22 protein-coding genes are annotated in these 21,227 nt (G+C 72.7%); 9 read left to right on the top strand and 13 right to left on the bottom strand.

What is annotated here, in order from left to right; all coding sequences use genetic code 11:
* Positions 1–126: 126 nt before the first annotated feature.
* Entirely contained in the window at positions 127–1,161 is a 1,035-nt protein-coding gene (locus tag ACFYML_RS07820; RefSeq protein WP_387419853.1) for a DNA polymerase ligase N-terminal domain-containing protein, read from the top strand.
* Between the two features lie 8 nt (positions 1,162–1,169).
* Positions 1,170–2,363 (top strand): threonine synthase, encoded by a 1,194-nt coding sequence (locus tag ACFYML_RS07815; RefSeq protein ID WP_387419852.1) that lies wholly within the window; start codon positions 1,170–1,172, stop codon positions 2,361–2,363.
* 95 nt (positions 2,364–2,458) lie between these two features.
* On the opposite strand, the gene ACFYML_RS07810 is transcribed toward ACFYML_RS07815, so the two are convergent.
* The 4 genes from ACFYML_RS07810 to ACFYML_RS07795 all read right to left on the bottom strand — a co-directional run bounded on the left by ACFYML_RS07810 (position 2,459) and on the right by ACFYML_RS07795 (position 7,543).
* Entirely contained in the window at positions 2,459–2,851 is a 393-nt protein-coding gene (locus tag ACFYML_RS07810; RefSeq protein ID WP_387419851.1) for a cupin domain-containing protein, read from the bottom strand.
* Between the two features lie 263 nt (positions 2,852–3,114).
* The gene (locus ACFYML_RS07805) at positions 3,115–3,597 is read right to left on the bottom strand and encodes a septum formation initiator (protein WP_387419850.1); all 483 of its coding nucleotides are present in this window, start codon (positions 3,595–3,597) and stop codon (positions 3,115–3,117) included.
* Between the two features lie 99 nt (positions 3,598–3,696).
* The gene (locus tag ACFYML_RS07800) at positions 3,697–4,974 is read right to left on the bottom strand and encodes a YibE/F family protein (RefSeq protein WP_387419849.1); all 1,278 of its coding nucleotides are present in this window, start codon (positions 4,972–4,974) and stop codon (positions 3,697–3,699) included.
* A gap of 133 nt (positions 4,975–5,107) precedes the next feature.
* The gene (locus ACFYML_RS07795; RefSeq protein WP_387419848.1) at positions 5,108–7,543 is read right to left on the bottom strand and encodes a M14 family zinc carboxypeptidase; all 2,436 of its coding nucleotides are present in this window, start codon (positions 7,541–7,543) and stop codon (positions 5,108–5,110) included.
* Positions 7,544–7,879: 336 nt separating this feature from the next.
* Here ACFYML_RS07795 and ACFYML_RS07790 point away from each other — a divergent pair, with 336 nt between their 5' ends.
* The 4 genes from ACFYML_RS07790 to ACFYML_RS07775 all read left to right on the top strand — a co-directional run bounded on the left by ACFYML_RS07790 (position 7,880) and on the right by ACFYML_RS07775 (position 11,856).
* Positions 7,880–8,575 carry a response regulator transcription factor gene (locus ACFYML_RS07790; RefSeq protein ID WP_387419847.1) on the top strand — a complete coding sequence of 232 codons (696 nt, stop codon included), beginning with the start codon at positions 7,880–7,882 and terminating at the stop codon, positions 8,573–8,575.
* A complete protein-coding gene (locus ACFYML_RS07785) occupies positions 8,572–9,849 on the top strand; it encodes an ATP-binding protein (RefSeq protein ID WP_387419846.1) in 1,278 nt (425 codons plus the stop codon). The genes ACFYML_RS07790 and ACFYML_RS07785 overlap by 4 nt, the downstream gene beginning before the upstream one ends.
* An 81-nt stretch (positions 9,850–9,930) precedes the next feature.
* Positions 9,931–10,539: a PepSY domain-containing protein gene (locus ACFYML_RS07780; protein WP_387419845.1), complete on the top strand. Its 609-nt coding sequence runs from the start codon at positions 9,931–9,933 to the stop codon at positions 10,537–10,539.
* A 216-nt stretch (positions 10,540–10,755) separates the two neighbouring features.
* Positions 10,756–11,856 (top strand): hypothetical protein, encoded by a 1,101-nt coding sequence (locus ACFYML_RS07775; protein ID WP_387419844.1) that lies wholly within the window; start codon positions 10,756–10,758, stop codon positions 11,854–11,856.
* A gap of 10 nt (positions 11,857–11,866) precedes the next feature.
* On the opposite strand, the gene ACFYML_RS07770 is transcribed toward ACFYML_RS07775, so the two are convergent.
* A complete protein-coding gene (locus ACFYML_RS07770; RefSeq protein ID WP_357434098.1) occupies positions 11,867–12,148 on the bottom strand; it encodes an iron-sulfur cluster biosynthesis family protein in 282 nt (93 codons plus the stop codon).
* A 360-nt stretch (positions 12,149–12,508) separates the two neighbouring features.
* Here ACFYML_RS07770 and dacB point away from each other — a divergent pair, with 360 nt between their 5' ends.
* Entirely contained in the window at positions 12,509–14,092 is a 1,584-nt protein-coding gene (dacB, locus tag ACFYML_RS07765) for a D-alanyl-D-alanine carboxypeptidase/D-alanyl-D-alanine-endopeptidase (protein WP_387419843.1), read from the top strand.
* Between the two features lie 45 nt (positions 14,093–14,137).
* Here dacB and ACFYML_RS07760 read toward each other — a convergent pair whose 3' ends face one another.
* From ACFYML_RS07760 to ACFYML_RS07735, 6 genes are all read right to left on the bottom strand, one after another.
* Positions 14,138–14,464, bottom strand: a complete 327-nt coding sequence (locus tag ACFYML_RS07760) for a hypothetical protein (protein ID WP_387419842.1) — start codon at positions 14,462–14,464, stop codon at positions 14,138–14,140.
* Positions 14,465–14,553: 89 nt separating this feature from the next.
* Entirely contained in the window at positions 14,554–15,522 is a 969-nt protein-coding gene (locus tag ACFYML_RS07755) for a hypothetical protein (RefSeq protein ID WP_387419841.1), read from the bottom strand.
* 79 nt (positions 15,523–15,601) lie between these two features.
* A complete protein-coding gene (locus tag ACFYML_RS07750; RefSeq protein WP_357434107.1) occupies positions 15,602–15,943 on the bottom strand; it encodes a DUF1330 domain-containing protein in 342 nt (113 codons plus the stop codon).
* Between the two features lie 118 nt (positions 15,944–16,061).
* Positions 16,062–16,574: a hypothetical protein gene (locus ACFYML_RS07745; RefSeq protein WP_387419840.1), complete on the bottom strand. Its 513-nt coding sequence runs from the start codon at positions 16,572–16,574 to the stop codon at positions 16,062–16,064.
* A 121-nt stretch (positions 16,575–16,695) separates the two neighbouring features.
* Entirely contained in the window at positions 16,696–17,148 is a 453-nt protein-coding gene (locus ACFYML_RS07740; protein ID WP_387419839.1) for a pyridoxamine 5'-phosphate oxidase family protein, read from the bottom strand.
* Positions 17,149–17,202: 54 nt separating this feature from the next.
* On the bottom strand, positions 17,203–17,796 hold the full coding sequence (locus ACFYML_RS07735) for a pentapeptide repeat-containing protein (RefSeq protein WP_387419838.1): 594 nt from the start codon (positions 17,794–17,796) through the stop codon (positions 17,203–17,205).
* Positions 17,797–17,861: 65 nt separating this feature from the next.
* Here ACFYML_RS07735 and ACFYML_RS07730 point away from each other — a divergent pair, with 65 nt between their 5' ends.
* Together ACFYML_RS07730 and ACFYML_RS07725 are read left to right on the top strand one after the other, a co-directional pair.
* Entirely contained in the window at positions 17,862–19,094 is a 1,233-nt protein-coding gene (locus ACFYML_RS07730; RefSeq protein WP_387419837.1) for a serine hydrolase domain-containing protein, read from the top strand.
* Between the two features lie 183 nt (positions 19,095–19,277).
* A complete protein-coding gene (locus ACFYML_RS07725; RefSeq protein WP_387419836.1) occupies positions 19,278–19,919 on the top strand; it encodes an NAD(P)-dependent oxidoreductase in 642 nt (213 codons plus the stop codon).
* A 5-nt stretch (positions 19,920–19,924) separates the two neighbouring features.
* Here ACFYML_RS07725 and ACFYML_RS07720 read toward each other — a convergent pair whose 3' ends face one another.
* Both ACFYML_RS07720 and ACFYML_RS07715 read right to left on the bottom strand, forming a co-directional pair.
* Positions 19,925–20,389 (bottom strand): PPOX class F420-dependent oxidoreductase, encoded by a 465-nt coding sequence (locus ACFYML_RS07720; RefSeq protein ID WP_073832324.1) that lies wholly within the window; start codon positions 20,387–20,389, stop codon positions 19,925–19,927.
* 44 nt (positions 20,390–20,433) lie between these two features.
* The gene (locus ACFYML_RS07715; RefSeq protein ID WP_387419835.1) at positions 20,434–21,075 is read right to left on the bottom strand and encodes a DUF6642 family protein; all 642 of its coding nucleotides are present in this window, start codon (positions 21,073–21,075) and stop codon (positions 20,434–20,436) included.
* Positions 21,076–21,227: the final 152 nt, after the last annotated feature.

Below are 21,227 nucleotides of genomic sequence, written 5' to 3'. Positions count from 1 at the left end.
TACCCCTGATCGGGCCCACCATGCCGGCGACCCGCCGGCGGACGGGTCCGGCGCCGACGGCGGAAACGGGACGATCCGCCCCACGACACCCCTGCGGAGCGCCGCCGCGTACCGGACAATGCGGGAGTGGCTGACCGGCTGGAGGAGTACCGGCGGAAGCGGGACGCGGCGCGTACCCCCGAGCCGGTGCCGGAACCGGCCCCGGAGCGGAAGCGGACCTCCCGGCGCAAGCCCCGCTTCGTCATCCAGCAGCACCACGCCCGCAGCCTGCACTGGGACCTGCGGCTGGAGCACGACGGCGTGCTGGCCTCCTGGGCGGTGCCGCGCGGCCTGCCCCGCGACCCGGGTCGCAACCACCTCGCCGTGCACACCGAGGACCACCCGATGGAGTACCTCACCTTCCACGGCGAGATCCCGGCCGGCGAGTACGGCGGCGGGAAGATGACCATCCACGACACCGGGACGTACCGCGCCGAGAAGTGGCGCGACGACGAGGTGATCGTGGTGCTCGACGGGAAGCGGACGAAGGGCCGGTACGTGCTCTTCGCCACCGGGGGCCGGGGGCGGGACTGGATGGTCCGCCGCACCGACCCCGCCCCCGAGGGCTGGACCCCGATGCCCGAGCTGGTCCGCCCGATGCACGCCGCCCCGGGGAAGGGCCTGCCGAAGGACGAGACCGCCTGGGGGTACGAGCTGCGCTGGGCCGGCCTGCGGGCGGTCGCGTACGTCTCGGGCGGCCGGCTGCGGCTGCTCGACGAGTCGGACGCGGACGTGACCGGGGACTACCCCTGGCTGCGGGCGATGGCCGAGGAGTTGGCCCCCACCGAGGCGGTGCTGGACGGCGTGCTGGTCCGCATCGACCCGGCCGGGCGGGTCAAGCCGCCCACCAAGCGGGACGGCCAGTTCCTGGGCGTCGACCTGCTCTGGCTGGAGGGCGTGACCACCCTCGACGTGCCGTACGCCCAGCGCCGCGAACTGCTCGACGGTCTGGCGCTGGCCGGGAAGCACTGGCAGACTCCGCCGTGGTTCCCGGGTGTCGGCGCGGACGCCCTGCGGACCGCCCGCGAACAGGGGCTCCCGGGAGTCGTGGCCAAGCGGCTCGACTCCCCGTACGAGCCGGGTCGGCGCAGCCGGCACTGGCTGAGCATCGACCCGAGCTGAGGACCACCGTGCACCTGACGCACCTGGAGTGCCCGCGCTGCGGCCGGGAGCATCCGGCCGACAAGCTGCAGAACCTGTGCGAGTGCGGATCCCCGTTGCTGGCCCGCTACGACCTGGCCGCGGTGGCCGCGTCGGTGACCCCGGAGCAGTTCGGTCTCCGTCCGGCCGACCTGTGGCGCTACCGGGAGCTGCTGCCGGTGGCCGACCAACGCTTCGTGGCCACGCTGGGCGAGGGCTGGACTCCGTTGCTGCGCGTCCCCGGGTACGGCCAGGAGATCGGCATCCCGGACCTGATCGTGAAGGACGAGGGGCTCACCCCGACCGGGTCGTTCAAGGCCCGGGGCGCGGCGGTGGGGGTGAGCCGGGCCCGGGAGCTGGGCGTCGAGCGGATCGCCATGCCGACCAACGGCAACGCCGGCGCGGCCTGGGCGACGTACGCGGCCCGGGCCGGGATGGGCGCGACCATCGCCATGCCGCTGGACGCCCCGACCATCTGCCGGCGGGAGTGCCTGGCGGCCGGGGCCGACCTGCGGCTGGTCGACGGCCTGATCAGCGACGCCGGCCGGTGGGTGGCCCGGTTGGTCGCCGAGTCAGGCGGGCGGATCTTCGACGCCGGCACGCTGCGCGAGCCGTACCGCCTGGAAGGCAAGAAGACCATGGGGTACGAGATCGTCGAGCAGCTCGGCTGGCAGGTGCCCGATGTGATCATCTATCCGACCGGCGGCGGGGTGGGGCTGATCGGCATCCACAAGGCGCTGCACGAGTTGCGCGAGCTGGGCTGGGTGGAGGATCGGCTGCCCCGGCTGGTGGCGGTGCAGTCCACCGGCTGCGCGCCGATCGTCCGGGCGTTCGCCGCCGGCGAGCCGCGCGCCACCGCCTGGGCCGACGCGCGGACGGTGGCGTTCGGCATCACCGTGCCGGCGCCGCTCGGCGACGAGCTGATCCTCACCGCGCTGCGGGAGAGCGGCGGGACGGCGATCGCGGTGGACGACGCCGAGATCCTCGCCGACCTGCGTGACTTCGCCGCACGGGAGGGGCTGCTGCTCTGCCCGGAGGGGGCCGCCTGCCTGACCGCCGCCCGGCAACTGCGGGCCGGGGGCTGGATCCGGGCCGGCGAGCGGGTGGTGGTGTTGAACACCGGCGCCGGGCTGAAGTACCCGGAGACGGTGGACGTCTCCGGGGTACCGCTGGTGGCGGTCTGATCCCCACCTTGATCCATCGGCCGTAGCTCAGACGTCGAACCGGTCGGGGCACCACCGGTCGACCGACCCTTCCCGGTCGGATCAGGCCCGGCCGGTCACCCGGCGGGCGGCTCGTCCCGGCCGGCGGCCTCGGCCGCGTCGGCCTCCTCCTTGGTCCGGTGCACCGCGCCGTCGGCGTGATCGGGCGGGCCGTAGACGGTGTAGAGGACGAGCGGGTTGGGGCCGGTGTTGACGAAGTTGTGCGTGGTGCCGGCGGGTACGACCACCAGGTCGCCGGCAACGACCTCCTTCTTCTCCCCGGCCACCCGGGCCTCCCCGGTGCCGCTGACGAAGGTCAGGATCTGGTCGATGTCCTCGTGCACCTCCTCGCCGATCTCTCCACCCGGCGGGATCGTCATGATCACCAGTTGGGTGTGCTGCCCGGTCCAGAGCACCCGCCGGAAGTCCGGGCTCCTCTCGGCGACGGTCGCGATCGTGAAATGCTCCATGACGGGCACATACCCGATCGCCCGCACCAGTCACGCCGAAACTCGCGGATGGTGGAATTTGCCACCCGCCCTGGTTTGGACCCCCTCTGGACGGGCATCCGCTGCGCCAGGACCGGTGCACCCTGGCCGGTCGAGCCAAGTCCCCGCTGTCGTACCGCCGTTCGGCTGCGGTGGTGGGAGACGGCCAGAGCGCGGCGACGTTACGACCCCGGTCGAGCGGCGCCGTGCGCTCGTCTGCGTGCCCGTTCCGGCAGCCGGGCGGCTCAGTCGTGGGGGTCGGCCACCGGCTGCCCGCCGACGCACCGCACCCTCAGCTCGTACTCGCCCCCGGGGCCGACGAACCGGACCTTGACGTGGTCGTCCGGTCCTGGTTCGGCTTCCTTCTCCCGGTAGCCCTGGGCGGGCGACCAGGTGACCAGGCGGGCTCCAGCCGGCCCGCACTCCGCCACCGCCGTGCCACCGGGGGTGGCGAAGCTGCTCCGGGCTCCGGTCGGGCGGCCGGTGGGCGTCGGGCTCGCCGAGGCCGGCGGGGTCGTGGTCGGCGAGCCGGTCGGGCTTCGGGTAGGCCGCGGGGATGCCGGCTCGGGGGACGCGAGCGCCCGCTCGACCTCCTGCTGGTCGCGTACGCCGCCGGGGGTGCCGGCGATGCCCTTGCCGACCAACTGGATCGCGCCCACCCCGACGAGGGTGGCGGCGACGGTGGTGGCCAACCACCCGACGGCGGCGAGGATCTGACGACGGCCCATGCGCCGAGTGTCCCCGAGGGAAGGTTAAGGCCGGCACTGGGGAACGTTAAATGAGTCAGCGGGGCTTCGACGACGGCCGCAGCCGTTCGGCCGAGTTAGTCATCCGGCGGCGGTGGCGGTCGGCATCCCGCCTGGGGTCGGGGCGGGGGTCGGTGTGGCGCTCCCGATGGCCTTGACGACCGCGACGGCCACCGCCGTGGTCAGCGGGATCGCGAGCACCAAACCGATGGAGGCGACCAGCGTCCGGACGATCTCCTCGGCGATCTGGGCGGTGGTGAGCACGTTGAGCAGCGGGCGGTCGTAGGCGTTGATCAGCAGCAGGACGGGTAGGGCCGCCCCGGCGTACGCGAAGGCCATGGTGTAGACGGTCGAGGCGATGTGGTCGCGGCCGATCCGCATGGCACTGCCGAACAGTTGTCGGGCGGAGCTGTTCGAGCCCAGTTCGTGCAGCTCCCACACGGCCGAGGACTGGGTGATGGTGACGTCGTTGAGCACGCCGAGTCCGGCGACGATGACGCCACAGAGCACGATCTCCGGCAAGTTGATCCGGGTGTCGAAGAGGGCGAGCGCACCGCTGTCGTGGTCACCGAGGCCCGTCAGGTGGGCGGCGCTGGTGGCCCAGAGCCCGATACCGGCCGTGGCCAGCAGGCCGAACAGCGTACCGATCAGCGCGGAGGTGGTGCGCACCGAGAATCCGTGGGCCAGGTAGAGGACGACGAACATGATCGCCGACGAGCCGACCACGCCGACCAGTAGGCCGGATTCACCGGTCAGCAGCGCGGGCAGCATGAACTTGACGATGATCAGATAAGCGAAGCCGAGCCCGATCAGGGCCTTCAGCCCGCGCATCCGGGCCACTGCGATGACGACCACGGCGAAGGCCGCCGCGAGCAGTGAGATGGGCAGGGTCCGGGAGTAGTCGTAGAAGGCGTACATGGCCGGGCCGCTCTGGTGGTTGAAGACGCGGACCAGCTTGATCCGATCACCGGGTTCGAGGCCGGCGCGGTAGACCTCCGCCGGCACGTCGACGGCCACGCTGCCGCCACTTTCCGGCCCGGTCTCCAACCGGGCCTGCACCGAAGCGCAGGTCACCATCTGTTGCCGGCCGTCTGGTCCGGGCTGTTGACTGCCGGCGGGGCAGTCGTACGTCGCGACGCTCTGCACCGTCGCCTCGGGATGGCTCCGGCTGGGCGCGCTCGCGGTGGCGCTACCGCTCGCCGGCTTGCCGTCCGGCCAGAGCAGCACCATCCCGAGCAGCGTCGCCGCGGCCAACGGCGCCAGGATCAGCGTGAGCAGCAGCAGGGTCCGGCGTCGGGTCGCGCTGTCGCGGGACGGGTCGACCGGCGGCCGGGAGGTCGGCCGGGTGTGGGTGTGCATCGGTTGCTCCGGTGGGTAGCGGAGATGGGCGTGATCGGGGTGGCTGCGGGGACGAAGCCGAGCCGGGCATGCCGGGACAACGGCGGTGGCCGCCGACCGGAGGTCGACGGCCACCGCTTCCCATCGATGTTGATTACTGGATGGCTACCGTCTGCTTGTTGTAGTTCTTGCCGTTGCCGTCCGGCTTGTAGTTGCTCTCCACGTTGCCGGCGATGTCGATCGAGAACCAGTTGACGGTGGTGTTGCCCTTGACCGTGAGGGTCTGGTTGCCCTCCCGCATGCCGGCCAGCGCTAGCTTGGGGGAGTCGAACGTCGGCCGGCTGCCGTCGAGCGTGTAGTAGACGTTCGCCGGCTCGCTGGTGGTGAAGGTAAAGGTTGTGGCACCAGGTTCCTGCTTGACGGTCTTCAGCTCGGATCGCGGCTGGAGCTTGTCCGTCGCGTAGGACCGGGCGACATCGAGGATGGCGATGTTGCCGTTGGCGAACTCCATCGCCTCCTCGTGCCCCTCGGCGAAGGACGGCTGGAAGCCGACCGCGGTGAACCGCTTGGTCGTCGGGTTGTAGACGTCCGCGCCGACCTCGAAGTCCCAGCCGATGATGCCCCGGTTGTACCAGTGCTCGTCGGCGCTGTTACCGGCCGCCGAGTAGAGCACGTCGGTCACCGGCCCGGTGCGACCCGGCCAGATCCCGGTGCCTCGGTGCTCCTGCACGCGGGAGAGGATGTAGTCCGAGGAGGTCCAGAAGAAGGCCTCGGTGCCCTGGTCCACCCGCGGCAGCACCTCCCGCCCGGCGGTCTTGTACGCGCCCGGGGGCCACATGAAGTAACCACCGTAGGAGTGGTTGTTCATGGCGAACTTGATGTTCGGGAAGGTGTCGACCAACCACACCTCGTTGCGTGCTTCCGGCTCCGACAACTTGCTCGGACCGGCGTAGGTGTCACTGGTGCAGCTCGTCGAGCCCCCGTTGTAGCCGTCGTAGACCGAACCGATCGAGAAGTTCCGGTTCAGGTCCACGCCCCAGGCGTTGCGGTTGGCCGGGTCCGCCGAGGTGGCCGGGCAGTAGTTGGTCATGTTCCGGCGCTGCATGTTGTAGTCGTACATGCTGTAGTGCGAGCCGTCCGGGTTGACCGTGGGCAGGATGAAGATGTCCAGGTCATCGACGAGCTTGCGGGTGTTCGGGTCCTTCGCGTAGTTGCGCAGCAGCCGCTCGGCCGTCTCCACGCAGACCAGCGGGGTCACCCACTCCCGGGCGTGCTCCTGGCAGTAGAGGAAGACGCCGACCTTCGAGCCGTCCCGCTGCTTGCCGATCCGCAGCGCCTTCATCTGGAACGGGTCGCGGGACACACTCGCCGGGGCCTTCAGGTTGTCGGTCAGCCTGGTGACCGCCGCCGCGGCCACCACACCGGCGCCGGCGTTACCCCGGTAGGTGCTGGCGGTGAGCAGCTTCGCGGCGTCGGCGTTGCCGTTCGCCGCGGCGACGACCTGCGCCGCGGTGCTGCTGATCGCGCCGGAGCCGTTGGTGGCCAGGTTCACCGTGACGGCCTTGCCGGACACGCCGACCGTCAGCGGGGCGTTCGCCACGCCCGGGTTGACCAGCGACATGGTGATGTCGTTGCCGCCCTCAGAGCCGTACGCCTTCGAGGTGACGTAGACGATGCTCGCCGAGGCGGTGCCGAACTGAGCCTGCGCCTGGCGCCGGTAGCCGTTCGTCTTGTACGGCAGGTCGATCAGCTGGGTCAGCTTCGGGAACTCGGCGGCCAGGCTGCTGATCCGCGCGGTGACCTCGGTCGCGTCCATGTAGTGGTCGACGAAGTCCGACACGTACGGGTGGTTGCCGGTGACCTTGCGCGGGCTGCCCAGCCACTTGCTCACGTCGACGGTGACCGAGCCGCCCTTGTTGCTGGTGATGGTTGCCTTGGCCGGTGCGGCGCTGATGGCCACCGGGTTGCTGAACCGGTGGTACATGTACTGGCCGGCGTCGGTGAACCGGGACATGGTGGCGGTGCCACCGGAGCCGATCTCGGTACCCGCTCCGCTGTCCCAGCTCGCCGTCAGCACGGTCGTCGAGTCGGTGCCGGCGCTCGACTTCACCTCAATGTTGAGGAAGAGCTGGTTGTCGAGGCTGGTGAACCACTCCGCGCGCAGCATGGTCAAGGTGTCCGTGCTGGCCGCCGCAGCCGTCAGGGCGCGCATCGTGCCGGCCCGTTCGGTCATGTTCTCCGCGTAGTCGTTCTGGTCGGAAATGGCGTCCTGGACGTCGAAGCCCATGTCCCGCAACGCCTGGCTCTCCTCCGGGCTGAGGATTGCGTGCACCTCGATGCCGTTGTCGACCGGCTTGACGTACTCGGCGAGGTCGACACCCAGCTCGTTGAGCTGATCGATGCCCGACTTGTCGGCGACCACGATGCGCATCAGCCCGACGCCGTTCTGCGCACCACTCGACACCCTGTCGGGGGCCACCTCGCCGTCCGACGTCATCGCGAGGCCGGGGGCGCTGAAGGCGAGCGCCAGCGGTAGCGCGAGCAGGGCCAACCAGCGGCCCGTTCTGACCGATTTTCTGCTACTCCTCATGAGAGTCCTTCCAGGCAAGGGGGTTCCCGAGGGCCGCTTGGTGGGGGAGTGTCCGGCACGACCTCCGGCTGCCACAGTTGGGCGGAAGTGTGAGCCGCCTCTCAGCCAGTGTCAAGATCAGCGGCGACAGGGCGGACGTTGGTCCGACCGATCGGAACGATCATCCTGACCGGGCTGCCCGCACCGCCAAGCCCTCGACCCGAGCAGCTCGAACCGCATCATTAGCCCAGCTAACATTTCTGTGCACTCAATCGGGCCTTCGGTCGAAGACCGGACCGCCTCGGCAACCCAGACTAGGACTGACCCGGACGGCTCCAGCGGGCTACCGTGCACCCTGTGCCCCGGCTGCTGCTCATCGAGGACGACCTGACCATCCGTGCCCCGTTGATCCGGGCCCTGCGTGAACGCGGCCATGCGGTGGCCGCCGCCTCGACCGCGATGACCGGGTTGCGCGACGCACTCGACGACCGGCCCGACCTGGTTGTGCTCGACCTGGGACTGCCCGACCTGGACGGTCGTGAGCTGCTGCGGATGCTGCGCGCGGTCAGCTCGGTGCCGGTGATCGTGGCCACCGCGCGGGACGACGAGAGCGAGATCGTCCGGCTGCTCGACGCCGGGGCCGACGACTATCTGGTGAAACCGTTCACCGCGGCGCAGCTGGACGCCCGGGTCCGGGCAGTGCTGCGCCGGTCGGCCGGCGACTCCGGGGCGGAGGACGCGGCGCTGGTGGTCGGCGGGCTGCGGATCGACCCGCGCTCCCGGCAGGTGAGCCTGGACGGCGTCCCGGTCGAGCTGACCCCGCGCGAGTTCGACCTGCTGCACCACCTCGCCGGCCGCCCCGGGCAGGTGGTCAGCAAGCGGGAGCTGCTCACCGAGGTCTGGCAGATCCCGTACGGCGGCGCCGACAAGACCGTCGACGTGCACCTGTCCTGGCTCCGCCGCAAGCTGGGCGAGACCGCTCAGGAACCGCGCTACCTGCACACGATCCGGGGAGTCGGAGTGCGGCTGGAGGCTCCCGGGGCCAGCCGGTGAGGGGCCGGCTGGCGCTGCTCGTCGCCGCCGTCAGCGTGCTCGTCCTGACCGCCTTCCTGGTGCCGCTGGCGCTGCTGCTGCGCACCGTCGCCGCGGACCGGGCGACCGTCCAGGCCACCGCCGACGCGCAGAGCCTGGTACCGGTGGTCGGCACGGCCGACCCGGACACCATCCGGCTCACCGTCGAGCAGCGCGCCGCCGACTCGGGTCGACCGGTCAGCGTGTACCTGCCCGACGGCACGGTGCTCGGCACGCCGGTGCCACGGACGCCCGCGGTGGCGCTCGCCGCACTGGGGCAGAGCCTGACCGTCGAGTCGGCCGACGGCCGGGAGGTGGTCATCGCGGTCCGGGGCCGCGATGCCGGGACCGGGGTGATCCGGACCGTGGTGCCCCGGTCGGAGCTCACCGCCGGGGTGACCCGGGCCTGGCTGGTGCTGGCCCTGCTCGGCGTGCTGCTGGTGCTGGTCGGGCTGGCGGTCGCCGACCGGCTGGCCCGCACGCTGGTCCGGCCGATCAGCCAACTCTCCGCGGTCTCCCACCGGCTCGCCAACGCCGAACTCGACGCCCGGGTCACCCCGGCCGGGCCGCCTGAGCTGCGGGAGGTCGCCGGCGCGCTGAACCACCTGGCCGGCCGGATCCAGGTGCTGCTACGCGAGGAGCGTGAGCAGGTCGCGGACCTGTCGCACCGGCTGCGTACCCCGCTGACCGCGCTGCGGCTGGAGGCCGAGTCGCTGCGCGACCCGGACGACGCGGCCCGGCTGACCACCGCGGTGGACGGCCTGGAACGGGCCGTCACCGGCCTGATCCGGCAGGCCCGGTGGCGCAGCGCGGCATCGGACGGCCGGCCCGGCTGCGACGCGGCGGCGGTCGTCGGCGAGCGGGTGACCTTCTGGTCGGTGCTCGCCGAGGACACCGGCCGCACCGTCACCCTCGACCTGGCGCCCGGCCCGCTGCCGGTCGGGGTGCCCCAGGACGAGTTGGCCGCAGCCGTGGACGCGCTGCTGGGCAACGTCTTCGCGCACACGCCGGACGGCACCCCGTTCGCCGTCCGGCTCGCCCCCGAAGCGGGGCAGGTCGCGCTGACCGTCGCCGACTCCGGCCCGGGTCTGCCGTCCGGAACGGTCCGGCGGGGCGCCAGCCACGCGGGTTCGACCGGGCTGGGACTGGACATCGCCGACCGGGCCGCCCGGGCCAGCGGTGGGCGGCTGGAGCTGCAGACCGCCCCCGGCGGTGGAGCGCTCGTGCTGCTGCGGCTCGGGCCGCCCCGGCCTTAACCCCGGCTTATCACGCGGGTAGCGCGCCGCTATCCACTCCGGACCGATCCTCGACGGCACAACCGAGGAAAGGTGGAGACGATGCGACGGACTTCTTTGGTCCTGGCGGCGGCCGGCGGGGCCGCGGTGCTGGCGGTGACCGGTGTGGCGCTGGGCGTGACCGCGGCCGACCCGCCGGCTCCCGGCCCCGCGCTCGCCGCAGAGACCGCCGACGACAACCCCAAGCCGGACGACGACGCGACGTCCAGCGGGGCGGCGCCGAGCGGCACCGCCGACGGTGCGGTGAGCGGCAAGCGGGCGGGCGAGATCGCGCTCGCCCGGCTCGGCGGCGGCCGGATCGTGGAGATCGAGGCCGAGCTGGAGCACGGCCGTCGGGTGTGGAGCGTCAAGGTCGCCAAGGACGGCACCACGTACGAGGTGAAGGTCGACCGGGGTGACGGCACCGTGGTCGAGATCGAGCAGCGGCGGGCCGACGACGGTCGCCGCGGCGACGACCGCACCGCCGCCCGCAGCGGCAGCGACGACCGCAACCACGACGTCGGCGACGACCACGGCGGAGACCGGCCCCGCACGGGCACCGACGACCGCGGTGACGACCACGGCGGCACCCGCACCGGCAGCGACGACCGCAACCACGACGTCGGCGACGACCACGGCGGGGACCGGCCCCGAAACCGCGACGACGACTGAGCAGCCCGCCGCACAGCTCCGGGGCCCGGGCGGACATCGTCTGCCCGGACCCCGGAGTGCCAGCGCGCAAGCACGCAGTCGGCTCAGGAGGTGGTCAGGAATGATGTCCTGCCCGGCGACGCCCGCCCGTGCCGGCACCGCTGGTCATCGGCCGTCAACGACGTCCCGATTCCGTCGAAAGTGTGGGCGAACGCGAATCGCCCGATACATTGAAGTATGGTGCCCGCCCACGGGGGTCGGGCGGCCGATGCGGTCTACCGTCCTGTACTCAATGGCCGCCGGGGTGAGCTGGAGGCGCTGGCCCATCTCGACGAGGTCACCGCTCCGCTGCTCGCTCCGGTCATCGACGTCCACGCGGTGGAGCCGTACACCGTGGACCTGGTCGGCCGGCTTCCGGCCGGGCTGCTTCCCTCGGTCGATGTCTCGGCGCTGCCGGACGGGCCGCGCAGCGAGCTGGTCCGCTGGGGCGTACCGCTGGTGCCGGTGATCGGGCTCGCCGAGAGCCACCGGCGGCTGGTGGCGCACGGCGCCGCCGCGCAGGCGTACGCCCAGCGGGCGGTGCTGCGGCTGCGGACCGGGCAGGACCGGGCCGGGCCGGACGCGACGACCGGCGCGGTGGAGCGGGTGTGGCGGCTGGCCCGGCTGGTGCCCGAGCAGTGCGACCTGCTGATCGACGCCGGGGACGTCTGCTGCCCGGCGGACGTCCGGCTGGCCGAGCCCCGGGTCCGGCGGCTGGCGGAGTGGGCCCGGCGGCACGCGTGGCGTTCGGTGACCGTGGTGGCCGGCGGGATGCCGCCGACGCTGGCCCGGCTACCCACCGACGAACCGGTCCGCCTGGACCGCTTCGACTGGCAGCTCTGGCAGCGGCTGGCCGACCTCGGCGTCGGCTACGGCGACTACGGAGTCTGCTGCGCGGTGCCGGACGCGGACGTGCCGGGCGACCGGCTGCCGACGCTGCGCTACACCACGGACGGGGCGTGGTGGCTGTATCGCTGGTCGCGGCGGGGCGGCCGGGGTGACGAGCGCTTCGCCGACCTGTGCCGCACACTCGTGGCGGCGCCGCACTGGCCGGTTGCCGGGGCCGGCTTCTCCTGGGGCGATCACGAGATCCTGCGCCGGGCCCGGCGGGGTGCGGGGGCCGGCACGACGGCGAACTGGATCGCCTGGAGCACCTCCCACCACCTGGCGCACGTGCTGGCGGCGCTGCTCCCCGCCGGGCCGGAGCAGCGCGACGAGCCGTGGCACGCGGACGGGCCTGAGCGGGGCCGCTCCGGCCGGCCGCACCGCGGCAGTGAGACTCACCGCCGGGCCGGGTGACCGGTGGTCGTCACTCCTTTGTGGTGAAGCCGAACTGGACGATCCCCTCCTCGTCGACGACCGCGTCGACGGAGGTGTCGTTGAGCAGCTGGGCGGCGTCGGCGTCGAGGAAGATCCGGGCGCCCTCGGTGTCGACCACCTGGTCGCCCTGCACCGGCTGCGGCACCAGCTCGATCGAGAGCGAGCCGGCGTCGGTGTCGGCGGCGATGCGCAGCCCGCCCCCATCGGCGACGTCCTGCTGTTCGGCGAGGTCGCGGATCACCAGGACGGCGTTGTCGGTCATGGTCAGCATGGCGGACTCCTCGTGGCAGGTTCGGGATCGAGGACGGGTCGACGCGGCCGTACGCGGCCGGGCCCGGAACCGGAACGGCGAATCACTCTTCGCCGGGCAAATCTGGGCAGCTCGCACTGCCCTCATGGCCTACGGTGCCCCTTGCGCGGGCATCCGTCAAATAGAGCCGGATCAGTGGACACCGGGGCCGTGGCTTGGGCACCCGAATGGGTGACCAGGGGGTTGACCAGGGGTTTTGCGGTTCGCGAGGTGGGTATTCAGCGGAGTTTCAGCCGCGCTTCCATTCGGCGGCGACCATTACGGCAATAACTTTCGCTCCAGAGCCTTCTCCGGAAGAAAACTCCATGGCAGCATCGATACATGCATCGTCGTCTCTTTTCGCGGGCGCTCGCCGTGCTGGCAGTGGTCGCCACCGCGGCCACGGCCGGCGCCTCGACCGCCACCGCCGAGTCGCCCACCCCCGCGCAGACCCGGCTCAACGCGACCATCGACGCGGTCCTCGCCGACTCCCGGCTGGCCGGGGCGCAGGCGGGCGTGGTCGTGGTGGACACCGCCACCGGGCAGACCCTCTATCACCGCAACGGTGACCGTCGGCTGATCCCCGCCTCGAACACCAAGCTGCTCACCTCGACCGCGGCGATGAAACTGCTCGGCCCCGGCCACCGCTTCACCACCGACGTCGCCAACGACGGCGTACGCCGCGCCGGGGTGCTCACCGGCAACCTGTACCTGCGCGGCGGAGGCGACCCGACCATGCTCGCCGAGAACTACGACGAGCTGGCCGCGCGGGTCGCCGCCGCGGGCGTACGGGTGGTGACCGGGACCCTGGTCGCCGACGACACCCGCTACGACCGCACCCGGCTGGGCCCGGACTGGACCTGGGACGACGAGTCCTACTACTACGCGGCGCAGGTCTCGGCGCTGACCGTGGCCCCGGACACCGACTACGACGCCGGTACCGTGATCGTGCACGCCGCCCCGGCCGGCGCGGCGGGCGCGCCGCCGGTGGTCACCATGACCCCGCCCAACGGCTGGCTGCGGATCGACAACCGGGCCGAGACGGTCGCCACCGGCGAGACGAGCATCTCCTTCGAGCGCGAGCACGGCGGCAACACCATCGTGGTGACCGGCCAGATCGCGGTCGGCGAGGACCCGGCGAGCGACTGGATGACGGTCTGGGAGCCGACCGGGTATGCCGCCGACATCTTCCGGTCGGCCCTGCTGCGGCACGGAGTGCGCGTCCTCGGCCGGACGGTGCTGGGCGAGGCCACCCCGCGCGACGCCACCACGATCGCCCGCCACGACTCGATGCCGCTGGCCGAGCTGATGGTGCCGTTCCTCAAACTCTCCAACAACGGCCACGCGGAGGTGCTCACCAAGGAACTGGGCCGGGTCCTGTCCGGCTCCGGCACCTGGTCCGCCGGGCTCGCCGCGATCGGGACGTACGCCGGCAACTCCGGAGTGGACACCGGCACGCTGCGCCAACGCGACGGCTCCGGCCTCTCCCGACGCAACATGATCCCGCCGTCCCAGTTCGTGACGCTGCTCGCCGCCGTCCGGGCCGAACCCTGGTTCGACACCTGGTACGCGGCGCTGCCGGTGGCCGGCAACGCCGACCGCTTCGTCGGCGGCACGCTGCGCGGCCGGATGCGCGGCACGGCCGCCGCGAACAACGTGCACGCCAAGACCGGCAGCCTCACCGGGGCGTCCAGCCTCTCCGGCTACGTCACCGACGCGGACGGGCGCCTGCTGGCCTTCTCCATCGTGCTGAACAACTACCTGACCTCGTCGGTCAAGGGGCTGGAGGACCAGATCGCGGTCGCGCTGGCCGCGTACACCGAGAAGGGGACGAGCACGGCGCGGCTGACGGTGCCGACGGCGCCGGAGGCACCGCGGGCGCCCGAGGGCAGGGAGTGCTCCTGGGTGAAGCCGATCGTCTGCTGACTCCGGTGGAGCCCCGGCCCGCGGGACGGGCCGGGGCTTCACCGGTCAGGCGCCGGGCCTGTGCGGGCGCGGCTCGGCGTTCGGGTCGCCGCGCTCGATCAGGGCGTCGATCTCGGCGGGCGGCAGCCCGTGCAGCGCCAGCACCCGCCGTCCCCAGCGGTGCAGCCGGCACGGGTGCGGACTGGCGTCATTGCGGCAGATCGTCCCGCCCGACCAGCGCTGCGGTGCATGCACCACCACCGCCCGGGCCGCGAACTGGGCGTCCTCGCCGGTCACGTACGGCGGCAGCGGGATCTCCCGGAGCACCTCGCCGGACGGGTCACCCGGGCCGGACAGGCCGACGGGACGGACGACGGACGCACTGCTGCACATGAGAACAGCCTCCACAGGGGACGGTCGAACGGGGACATCGGAAAGGTACGACGGCCCATGGCGCCCCTGACGGACAAACTGTCCCGCCGTCACCGGCCGCAGTGCCGGCACGGCCGACGGGTCCGCAGGTGATAACCGACTGCGGCGACGCCCAGCCCCCAGCCCCACACCCAGTAGCCGGACTCGGCGAACCAGAAGAAGCCCAGCGGGTAACGCCCGTCGCCCAGGTCGACGGTGCCGGTCGCGGTCTCGACGGCGAGCTGGGCGAGACCGACACCGAAGTAGCTGACCAGGCCCACCGCGAAGACGACCGCCGGTGCCAGCGGCACCAGGCGGGGCACCCTACGGCCGGCGAGCAGCGGCACCCACCCCGGCCACACCGTCCCCCACCGGTACACCAGGGCCAGCGGCAGCAGCACCCCGGCGAGCAGGAACCCCACCTCGAACGCCACCACCGAGGCGCCCTGCGCCAGCGGCAGGTCCCCGAAACCCACCGCCACCTGGGCGGCGAGCCGCACCAGGCAGCCGGCGACCGCCGCCCACGCCGCGACCCGGGCCCAGCGCGGCGCCGGCCCACCGGACCTGCGAGCGCGGCCGCACCGGCCGCAGTCCCCCCGGAATCGGCGAAGGTGCGCGAGCGCCGCCGCGTGCAGCAGCGCGGCGCCGGTGAGCGCACCGGCTCGGCTGAGGAACCCGGCCAGGGTGAACGCCGGGCTGAGGTCGAGGATGAGGAAACCGACCAGGTCCAGCAGCAGCAGTGCGCAGGACAGCAGGATGGCGGCGCAGACCGTCCAGGCCGCCGCGGCCAGCGCCGGCCGCCAGGCGTGGGCCCGGGCCAGCCCGACGCCGGCCGTTGCCGCAGCGGCCTGGAGCGCCACGGACCACCAGCCGGTGACCACCACCAGGTCGGTCCCGAGCGGCCCCAACGACGGGGGCCCCACCACCCAGGCCGCGCGCAGCGTGCCGTAGCCGATCGCCCAGGCCACGGCGGCGTACGCCAGCCAGGCGGCACGGCGCCGGGTGGCGGCGGCGGTCGGGGGCGGCACGGTGAGCGTCATGCGTCCCACCCTGCCGCCGCCGTGCCCACGGTCCCTCCCGAGCGGGAGGGGACCGACTCCCCCGGGTGGGGGATCCGCCTCAGCCGGCGTCCTGGCGCAGCCGGGCGGCGGTGCGCGCGGCGCTGTAGTCCGGCCCGACGCCCTGGATGATGATCGCCGAGCCCTCGATGTGCCGCAGGCGCAGCGGCAGGATCTCCTGGTACGCCGGGGAGGCGTACCAGGCGTGGGCCTGCTCGACGTCCGGGAACTCGATGACCACCACCGTGCCCGGCCACTCCCCCTCGATCACCTCCGGCGGAGCGCCGTGCACCCGGAACCGCCCCTGGTAGGGGTCGAGGGTCGCCTGGATCTTCTCCAGGTATTCCAGGACGTCCTCGTTGATCTGCGGCGTACGCAGGTGGGCGAGCGCGAACGCGGGCATTTGTCCCTCCCCGGTGACGTGCGCCGACTCCGCGGCGCAGGGCCTGGCATCGATTCTGCGGCCGGCGGCTTCTCCTCGGGTGCCGCGGGCGTGGGCGACTCGCCCACGGGTCCGGCCCCTACCGGACGTACGCCAGCACCAGCGCCAGCGCGGCCAGGGCCGCCGCCCCGAACAACAGCCGGCGCCGGCGCCGCCGGGCCCGGGCCACGCCGACCCGGGTGACCGGCCCGTCGGGGATGATCCCGACGGCCATGCGTACCTTGGCGGCCGCCGGACCGAGCAACTCGGCCAGGCGACCTCTGACGCTCCGCGACAAGTGCCGGGCCGGCGCCACGGCGCCGGACCGCGGCCCGGTGACCGGCGGTGCGGCCGGCTCGGCCGGGGACCCGAACGGTTCGGGATCACCCTCCCCGGGCCGGTCGACCACGGTCGCCGGTTGAGCGTGGTCGCGGACGAGCGACGGATCGGGGTGGTCGCGGACCGGCACCGGATCGGACGGGGTCTCGCCGTCGGCGGGCAGCCGCCGCGGCCCGGTCAACGCCTGCTCCGGTGCCCGCGCCGGTTCGGCCGATACGGCGGGCAGCCACCCACCCACCCGGATACCGGTCTGCGTGACTTCGTCCTCAGCCACCGATCCCTCCCTCGGCCACCGGCGCCGGCGGTCGCCCCGGTGGCCCGCCGCAGGGAGGATGACACACGCCTCGATCGTCGAGTAGCCGTCGAGCGGAGGCATGTTCCCGACAGCTGGCCGGTCAGCGCCGCTCGCGCCGCCGCAGGCCACGGTCGGGATGCCAGCTCTCGATCAGCAGATGGTCCGGCGGGTCGCCGACCCGGGTCAGCACCACCTCGGTCAACTCGATCCGGAACCGGTGCGAACCGTCCTCGCCGGGCGGCTCCTCGTGCGCCCGCCCGGCGATCTTCGCGTCCCCGCCCCATGACGCCGGGTCGTTCTCCGGGGCGTCCTCGCTCGGGCAGTGCAGCGCCACGCGGGGATCGCGCCGCAGGTCGAGCGCCTTGACCGCGCCGGCCATGCTGCCCAGCCGGAGCTGGCCGTCGTCGGAGAAGTCGAACTCGGTGCCGCTGATCCGCGGCGAGCCGTCCCGCCGCAGGGTCGCCATCGTGCCGTGCTTGCGGACGGTGAATCGGGCGCGCACGCGCGCCGCGAAGTCGGGTTCGGCTGCCACCAGGTCGGACCACCATGTCATGCGGGCCAGCCTGGCAAGGAAATCTGACACCGTGCGGCGCATTTTCCGGACTGCTCAGCGGATCTCGAAGCCCAGCGCCTGGGCCAGCACGATCGCCTGCTCGGCGTCGACGATCGCCCCGGCCCGCTCCACGGCGGTGGGGTCGAGCGCGGTCAGGTCGCTGCCACGCAGGTCGGCCCGGACCAGCCGGGCGGCGTGCAGCTGGGCGCCGGAGAGGTCGACGCCGGCCACGGTCGCGCCGGTCAGGTCGGCGCCGGTCAGGTCCACCTCGCGCATGCGTACGTCGGTGAGGTGCACCCCGCGCAGGTCGGCGCCGGGCAGGGCGACGAAGGACCAGTCCCCGCCGCTGACCCGCAGCGGGCGCAGGTCGCACTGCTCGAAGCTGCTGCCGACCAGCTTGCAGCCGGTGAACTCGGCCTCGAACAGGTTGCAGCGCTTGAAGGTGCAGCGGGTGAAGGCCGAGTCGGTGTGCCGGGAGGCGTTGAAGGCGACGTTGCCGAAGACGCACTCGGTGAACACGGCGCCCTGGCTGACCGCCTCGGTGAGGTCGACGTGGAAGAAGGAGCAGCGGACGAAGTGCCGGTCGGCCAACTCCTCGGCGTACCAGTCCTCGTGGCGGTAGGTGACGTCCTCTGTCGGCTCCGGCATGCGGCCAGGTTAGTGGTGGCCGCCGACACTTCCCGGTCGGCGTACCGGCCGGTAGGTTCGGCGGCGTGAGCGTCGCAGTGAGCACTGACCCGGCCCGTATCGGATTCGACCCCGCCCGGCTGGCGCGGATCGACGAGCATTTCGGCAGGTACGTCGACGACGGCCGGCTCGCCGGCTGGCAGATCGTGGTGACCCGCCGGGGCGAGATCGCCCACTCCTCGACCTACGGGCTGCGCGACCGGGAGGCCGGCACGCCGGTCGAGGCGGACACCCTCTGGCGCATCTACTCGATGACCAAGCCGATCACCTCGGTGGCCGCGATGATGCTCTGGGAGGAGGGCCGGTTCGAGCTGAACGACCCGATCAGCCGTTGGCTGCCGGAGTTCGCCGACGTCCGGGTCTACGACAAGGGGTCGGTGCTCAAGCCGTACACGGTGCCGGTGGTCGAGCCGATCCGGGTCTGGCACCTGCTCACCCACACCGCCGGCCTGACGTACGGCTTCGCCCAGAGCACGGTGGTCGACGGCCTGTACCGGGCGGCGGGCTTCGACCTGGGCGTGCCGCCGGGTGCGGACCTGGCGGCGGCCTCGGCCGGGCTGGCCCGGCTGCCGCTGCTCTTCCAGCCCGGCACGAGCTGGAACTACGGCGTCTCCACCGACGTGCTGGGCCGGCTCGTCGAGGTGGTCTCCGGGCAGAGCCTGGACGCGTTCTTCGCCGAGCGGATCCTGCGTCCGCTGGGCATGACCGACACCCGGTGGTGGGTCGACGAGGGGGATGCCAAGCGGCTGGCCGCGCTGTACGCCCCGCACCCGGCCACCGGGCAGGCGACGCGGCACGACGGCATCGGCCAGGCCGCGCTGACCGAGCCGAGCTGGTTCTCCGGCGGCGGCGGGCTGGTCTCCACAGCCGCCGACTACCACCGGTTCACCCAGTTCCTGCTACGCGGGGGCGAATTCGACGGGGTACGCCTGCTGGGGCCGCGGACGGTGCGCTTCATGACCCGCAACCACCTGCCCCACGGCCGGGACCTGGCCTCGTTCGAGCCGGAGGGCTTCGCCGAGACGGTGCTCGACGGCATCGGCTTCGGCCTCGGCTTCGCCGTGGTGCTGGACCCGGTGCCCGTCCGGGTGCCGAGCAGCGTGGGCGAGTACTACTGGGGTGGGCTGGCCAGCACCGCGTTCTGGGTGGATCCGGTGGAGGAGATCACCGCGTTGCTGTTCACCCAGCTCATGCCGTCGAGCACCTATCCGCTGCGCACGCAGCTGCGCCAGCTGGTCTACTCCGCGCTGGTCGACTGACCCGGCTCGCCGCGCCCGGCCGGGATCGCCGTTACGGCACCGGCCGGGCGATCGGCTCCCTAGCCTGAGGGGCGAGGCACCTGGGGCGGGGAGGTGGTCAGCCATGAGCGAGCGCAGCGAGCGAATCATCGGGCGCAGTGCCGTGGAGCCTCATGCGGTCGCCGAGCGGAGCGAGGTGGCGGCATGAGCAACATCGTCGTGTTCGGCGCCGGTGGGACCGCGGGATCGCGGATCACCGACGAGGCGATGAACCGGGGGCACCGGGTCACCGCGGCGGTGCGCCGCCCGGAGGCGACCAGCTACCTGGCGCCCGGCGTACGCACGGTCACCGGCGACGCCACCTCGGCGCGCAGCGTGCGCGAGCTGGCCGAGGACGCGGACGTGTTCGTGGTGGCGATCGGCGGCGGCGAGCGGGAGCTGTGGCGGGAGGCGGCCCGGACACTGGTCGACACGCTCCGCGAGCTGCCGAACCCGCCCCGGGTGATCCACGTCGGTGGCGGGGCGACGCTGCTGACGTCGAAGGGCACCCCCTACCTGAACGAGCCGGACTTCCCCGCGGAATACCGGGACGCGGCGCTGGGCCAGGCCGAGGCGCTGGCCATCTACCGCTCCGCGGACGACGGGGTTACCTGGACGTACCTCTCCCCGCCGCCGCTGGAGTTCCACCCCGGCGAACGGACCGGGCACTACCGCACGGGCACCGACCACCCGGTGACGGACGCGCAGGGCCGGTCGGTGCTCACCTACGAGGACCTGGCGGTGGTCATCGTCGACGAGATCGAGCACCCGCGGTTCACCAACACGCGGTTCACCGCGGCCTACTGAGCCGGTCAGTCGGCCAGCCGGGCGGGGAAGCCGCCGGTGGCGATCGGGCCCCAGTGCTCGATGGTGATCCGGATCAGCGACTTGCCCTGCCGGACCATGGCCTCGCGGTACTCGTCCCAGTCCGGGTGTTCGCCGGAGATGCTGCGGAAGTACTCCACCAGCGGCTCCAGGGCCTCGGGCAGGTCGAGCACCTCGGCGGTGCCGTCCACCTGCACCCAGGGCCCGTTCCAGTCGTCGGAGAGCACGCAGGCGGAGACCCGGGGGTCGCGGCGGATGTTGGCCACCTTCGCCCGTTCGGGGTAGGTGGAGATCACCAGCCGGCCCGCGGCGTCGACGCCGCAGGACACCGGGGAGGACTGCGGCCGGCCGTCGGCGCGGGTGGTCATCAGCAGGACCTTGTGCCGGGGGCGGAGGAACTCGATCAGGGCGTCCCGGTCGACCCGGGTGTTGGTCGCGATGGTGCGTGCCATGCGTCGGTTCTACCAGTCCGCCGGGTCAGGGATTCGGCGCGGGCTCAGCGGGGGCGATTGGCAACCCCGCGTGGGGTGGCCTGGGCCGGCACCCGGGGCCGGGCCGTCGGCCGCCAGGCCCGGCCGTTGGCGTAGATCACCCGAAAGCCGAGGTATGCGGCGAGGGGCGCCCAGTGTGCCGAGCCCATCCGCAGCTCGGCGGCGTTGTGTCGCTGCCCGTTGGCCAGCACGTCGAGCAGCACGGTCTCGAACGCGGCCGACTCGACCCAGTCCACCTCGCGGGTGAAGCCGCAGACCAGGGCCGCCCCGGTGACGTCGAGGAATTCCCGCAGCGCGGCGTCGGAGGCGCGCAGCACCGAGCAGCTGCCGAAATAGAGGCGCCGCCCGTCGCAGCGGCCGGCCATCCGGTCGGCCACGTCGGCCAGTTCCACGGAGTCCCAGTCGGTGAGGCAGAGCCGGCTCGGTTCGCCGTGCATGGCGAAGAAGCCGACCCGGTAGTCGGCGTACTGCTTGAGCAGCCAGCGGTCGATGAAGTAGAAGAGCTCGTCGCGGGTGGCGGCGTCCTTGTGGATGAATCGGATCCGGCCCAGCCGTTCGAGCAGTTCGAGCGTGGGCAGGACGGAGCCGCGCTCGTTGAGGTCCCGGTGCCACTGCCCCTCGACGCAGAAGACGCCACCCCGCGCCAACGCCCACCTCCCCCGCCAGCGAAGGCCGCCCGGGAAGCCGTGCCCGCCCCCCGGCGCAGACGTTACCGGCCGCGGGCCGCCCGGCAACATCACCCTCGGCACGATTCGACAGCCGTTTCCGTCCCCTCTGAGCCGGCACGCGTGTCGACCGC

Origin of the sequence: Micromonospora sp. NPDC007230 (assembly GCF_042869115.1) — a bacterium.
Lineage (GTDB): Bacteria > Actinomycetota > Actinomycetes > Mycobacteriales > Micromonosporaceae > Micromonospora.
This window is presented reverse-complemented; position numbering and strand designations above follow the sequence as displayed.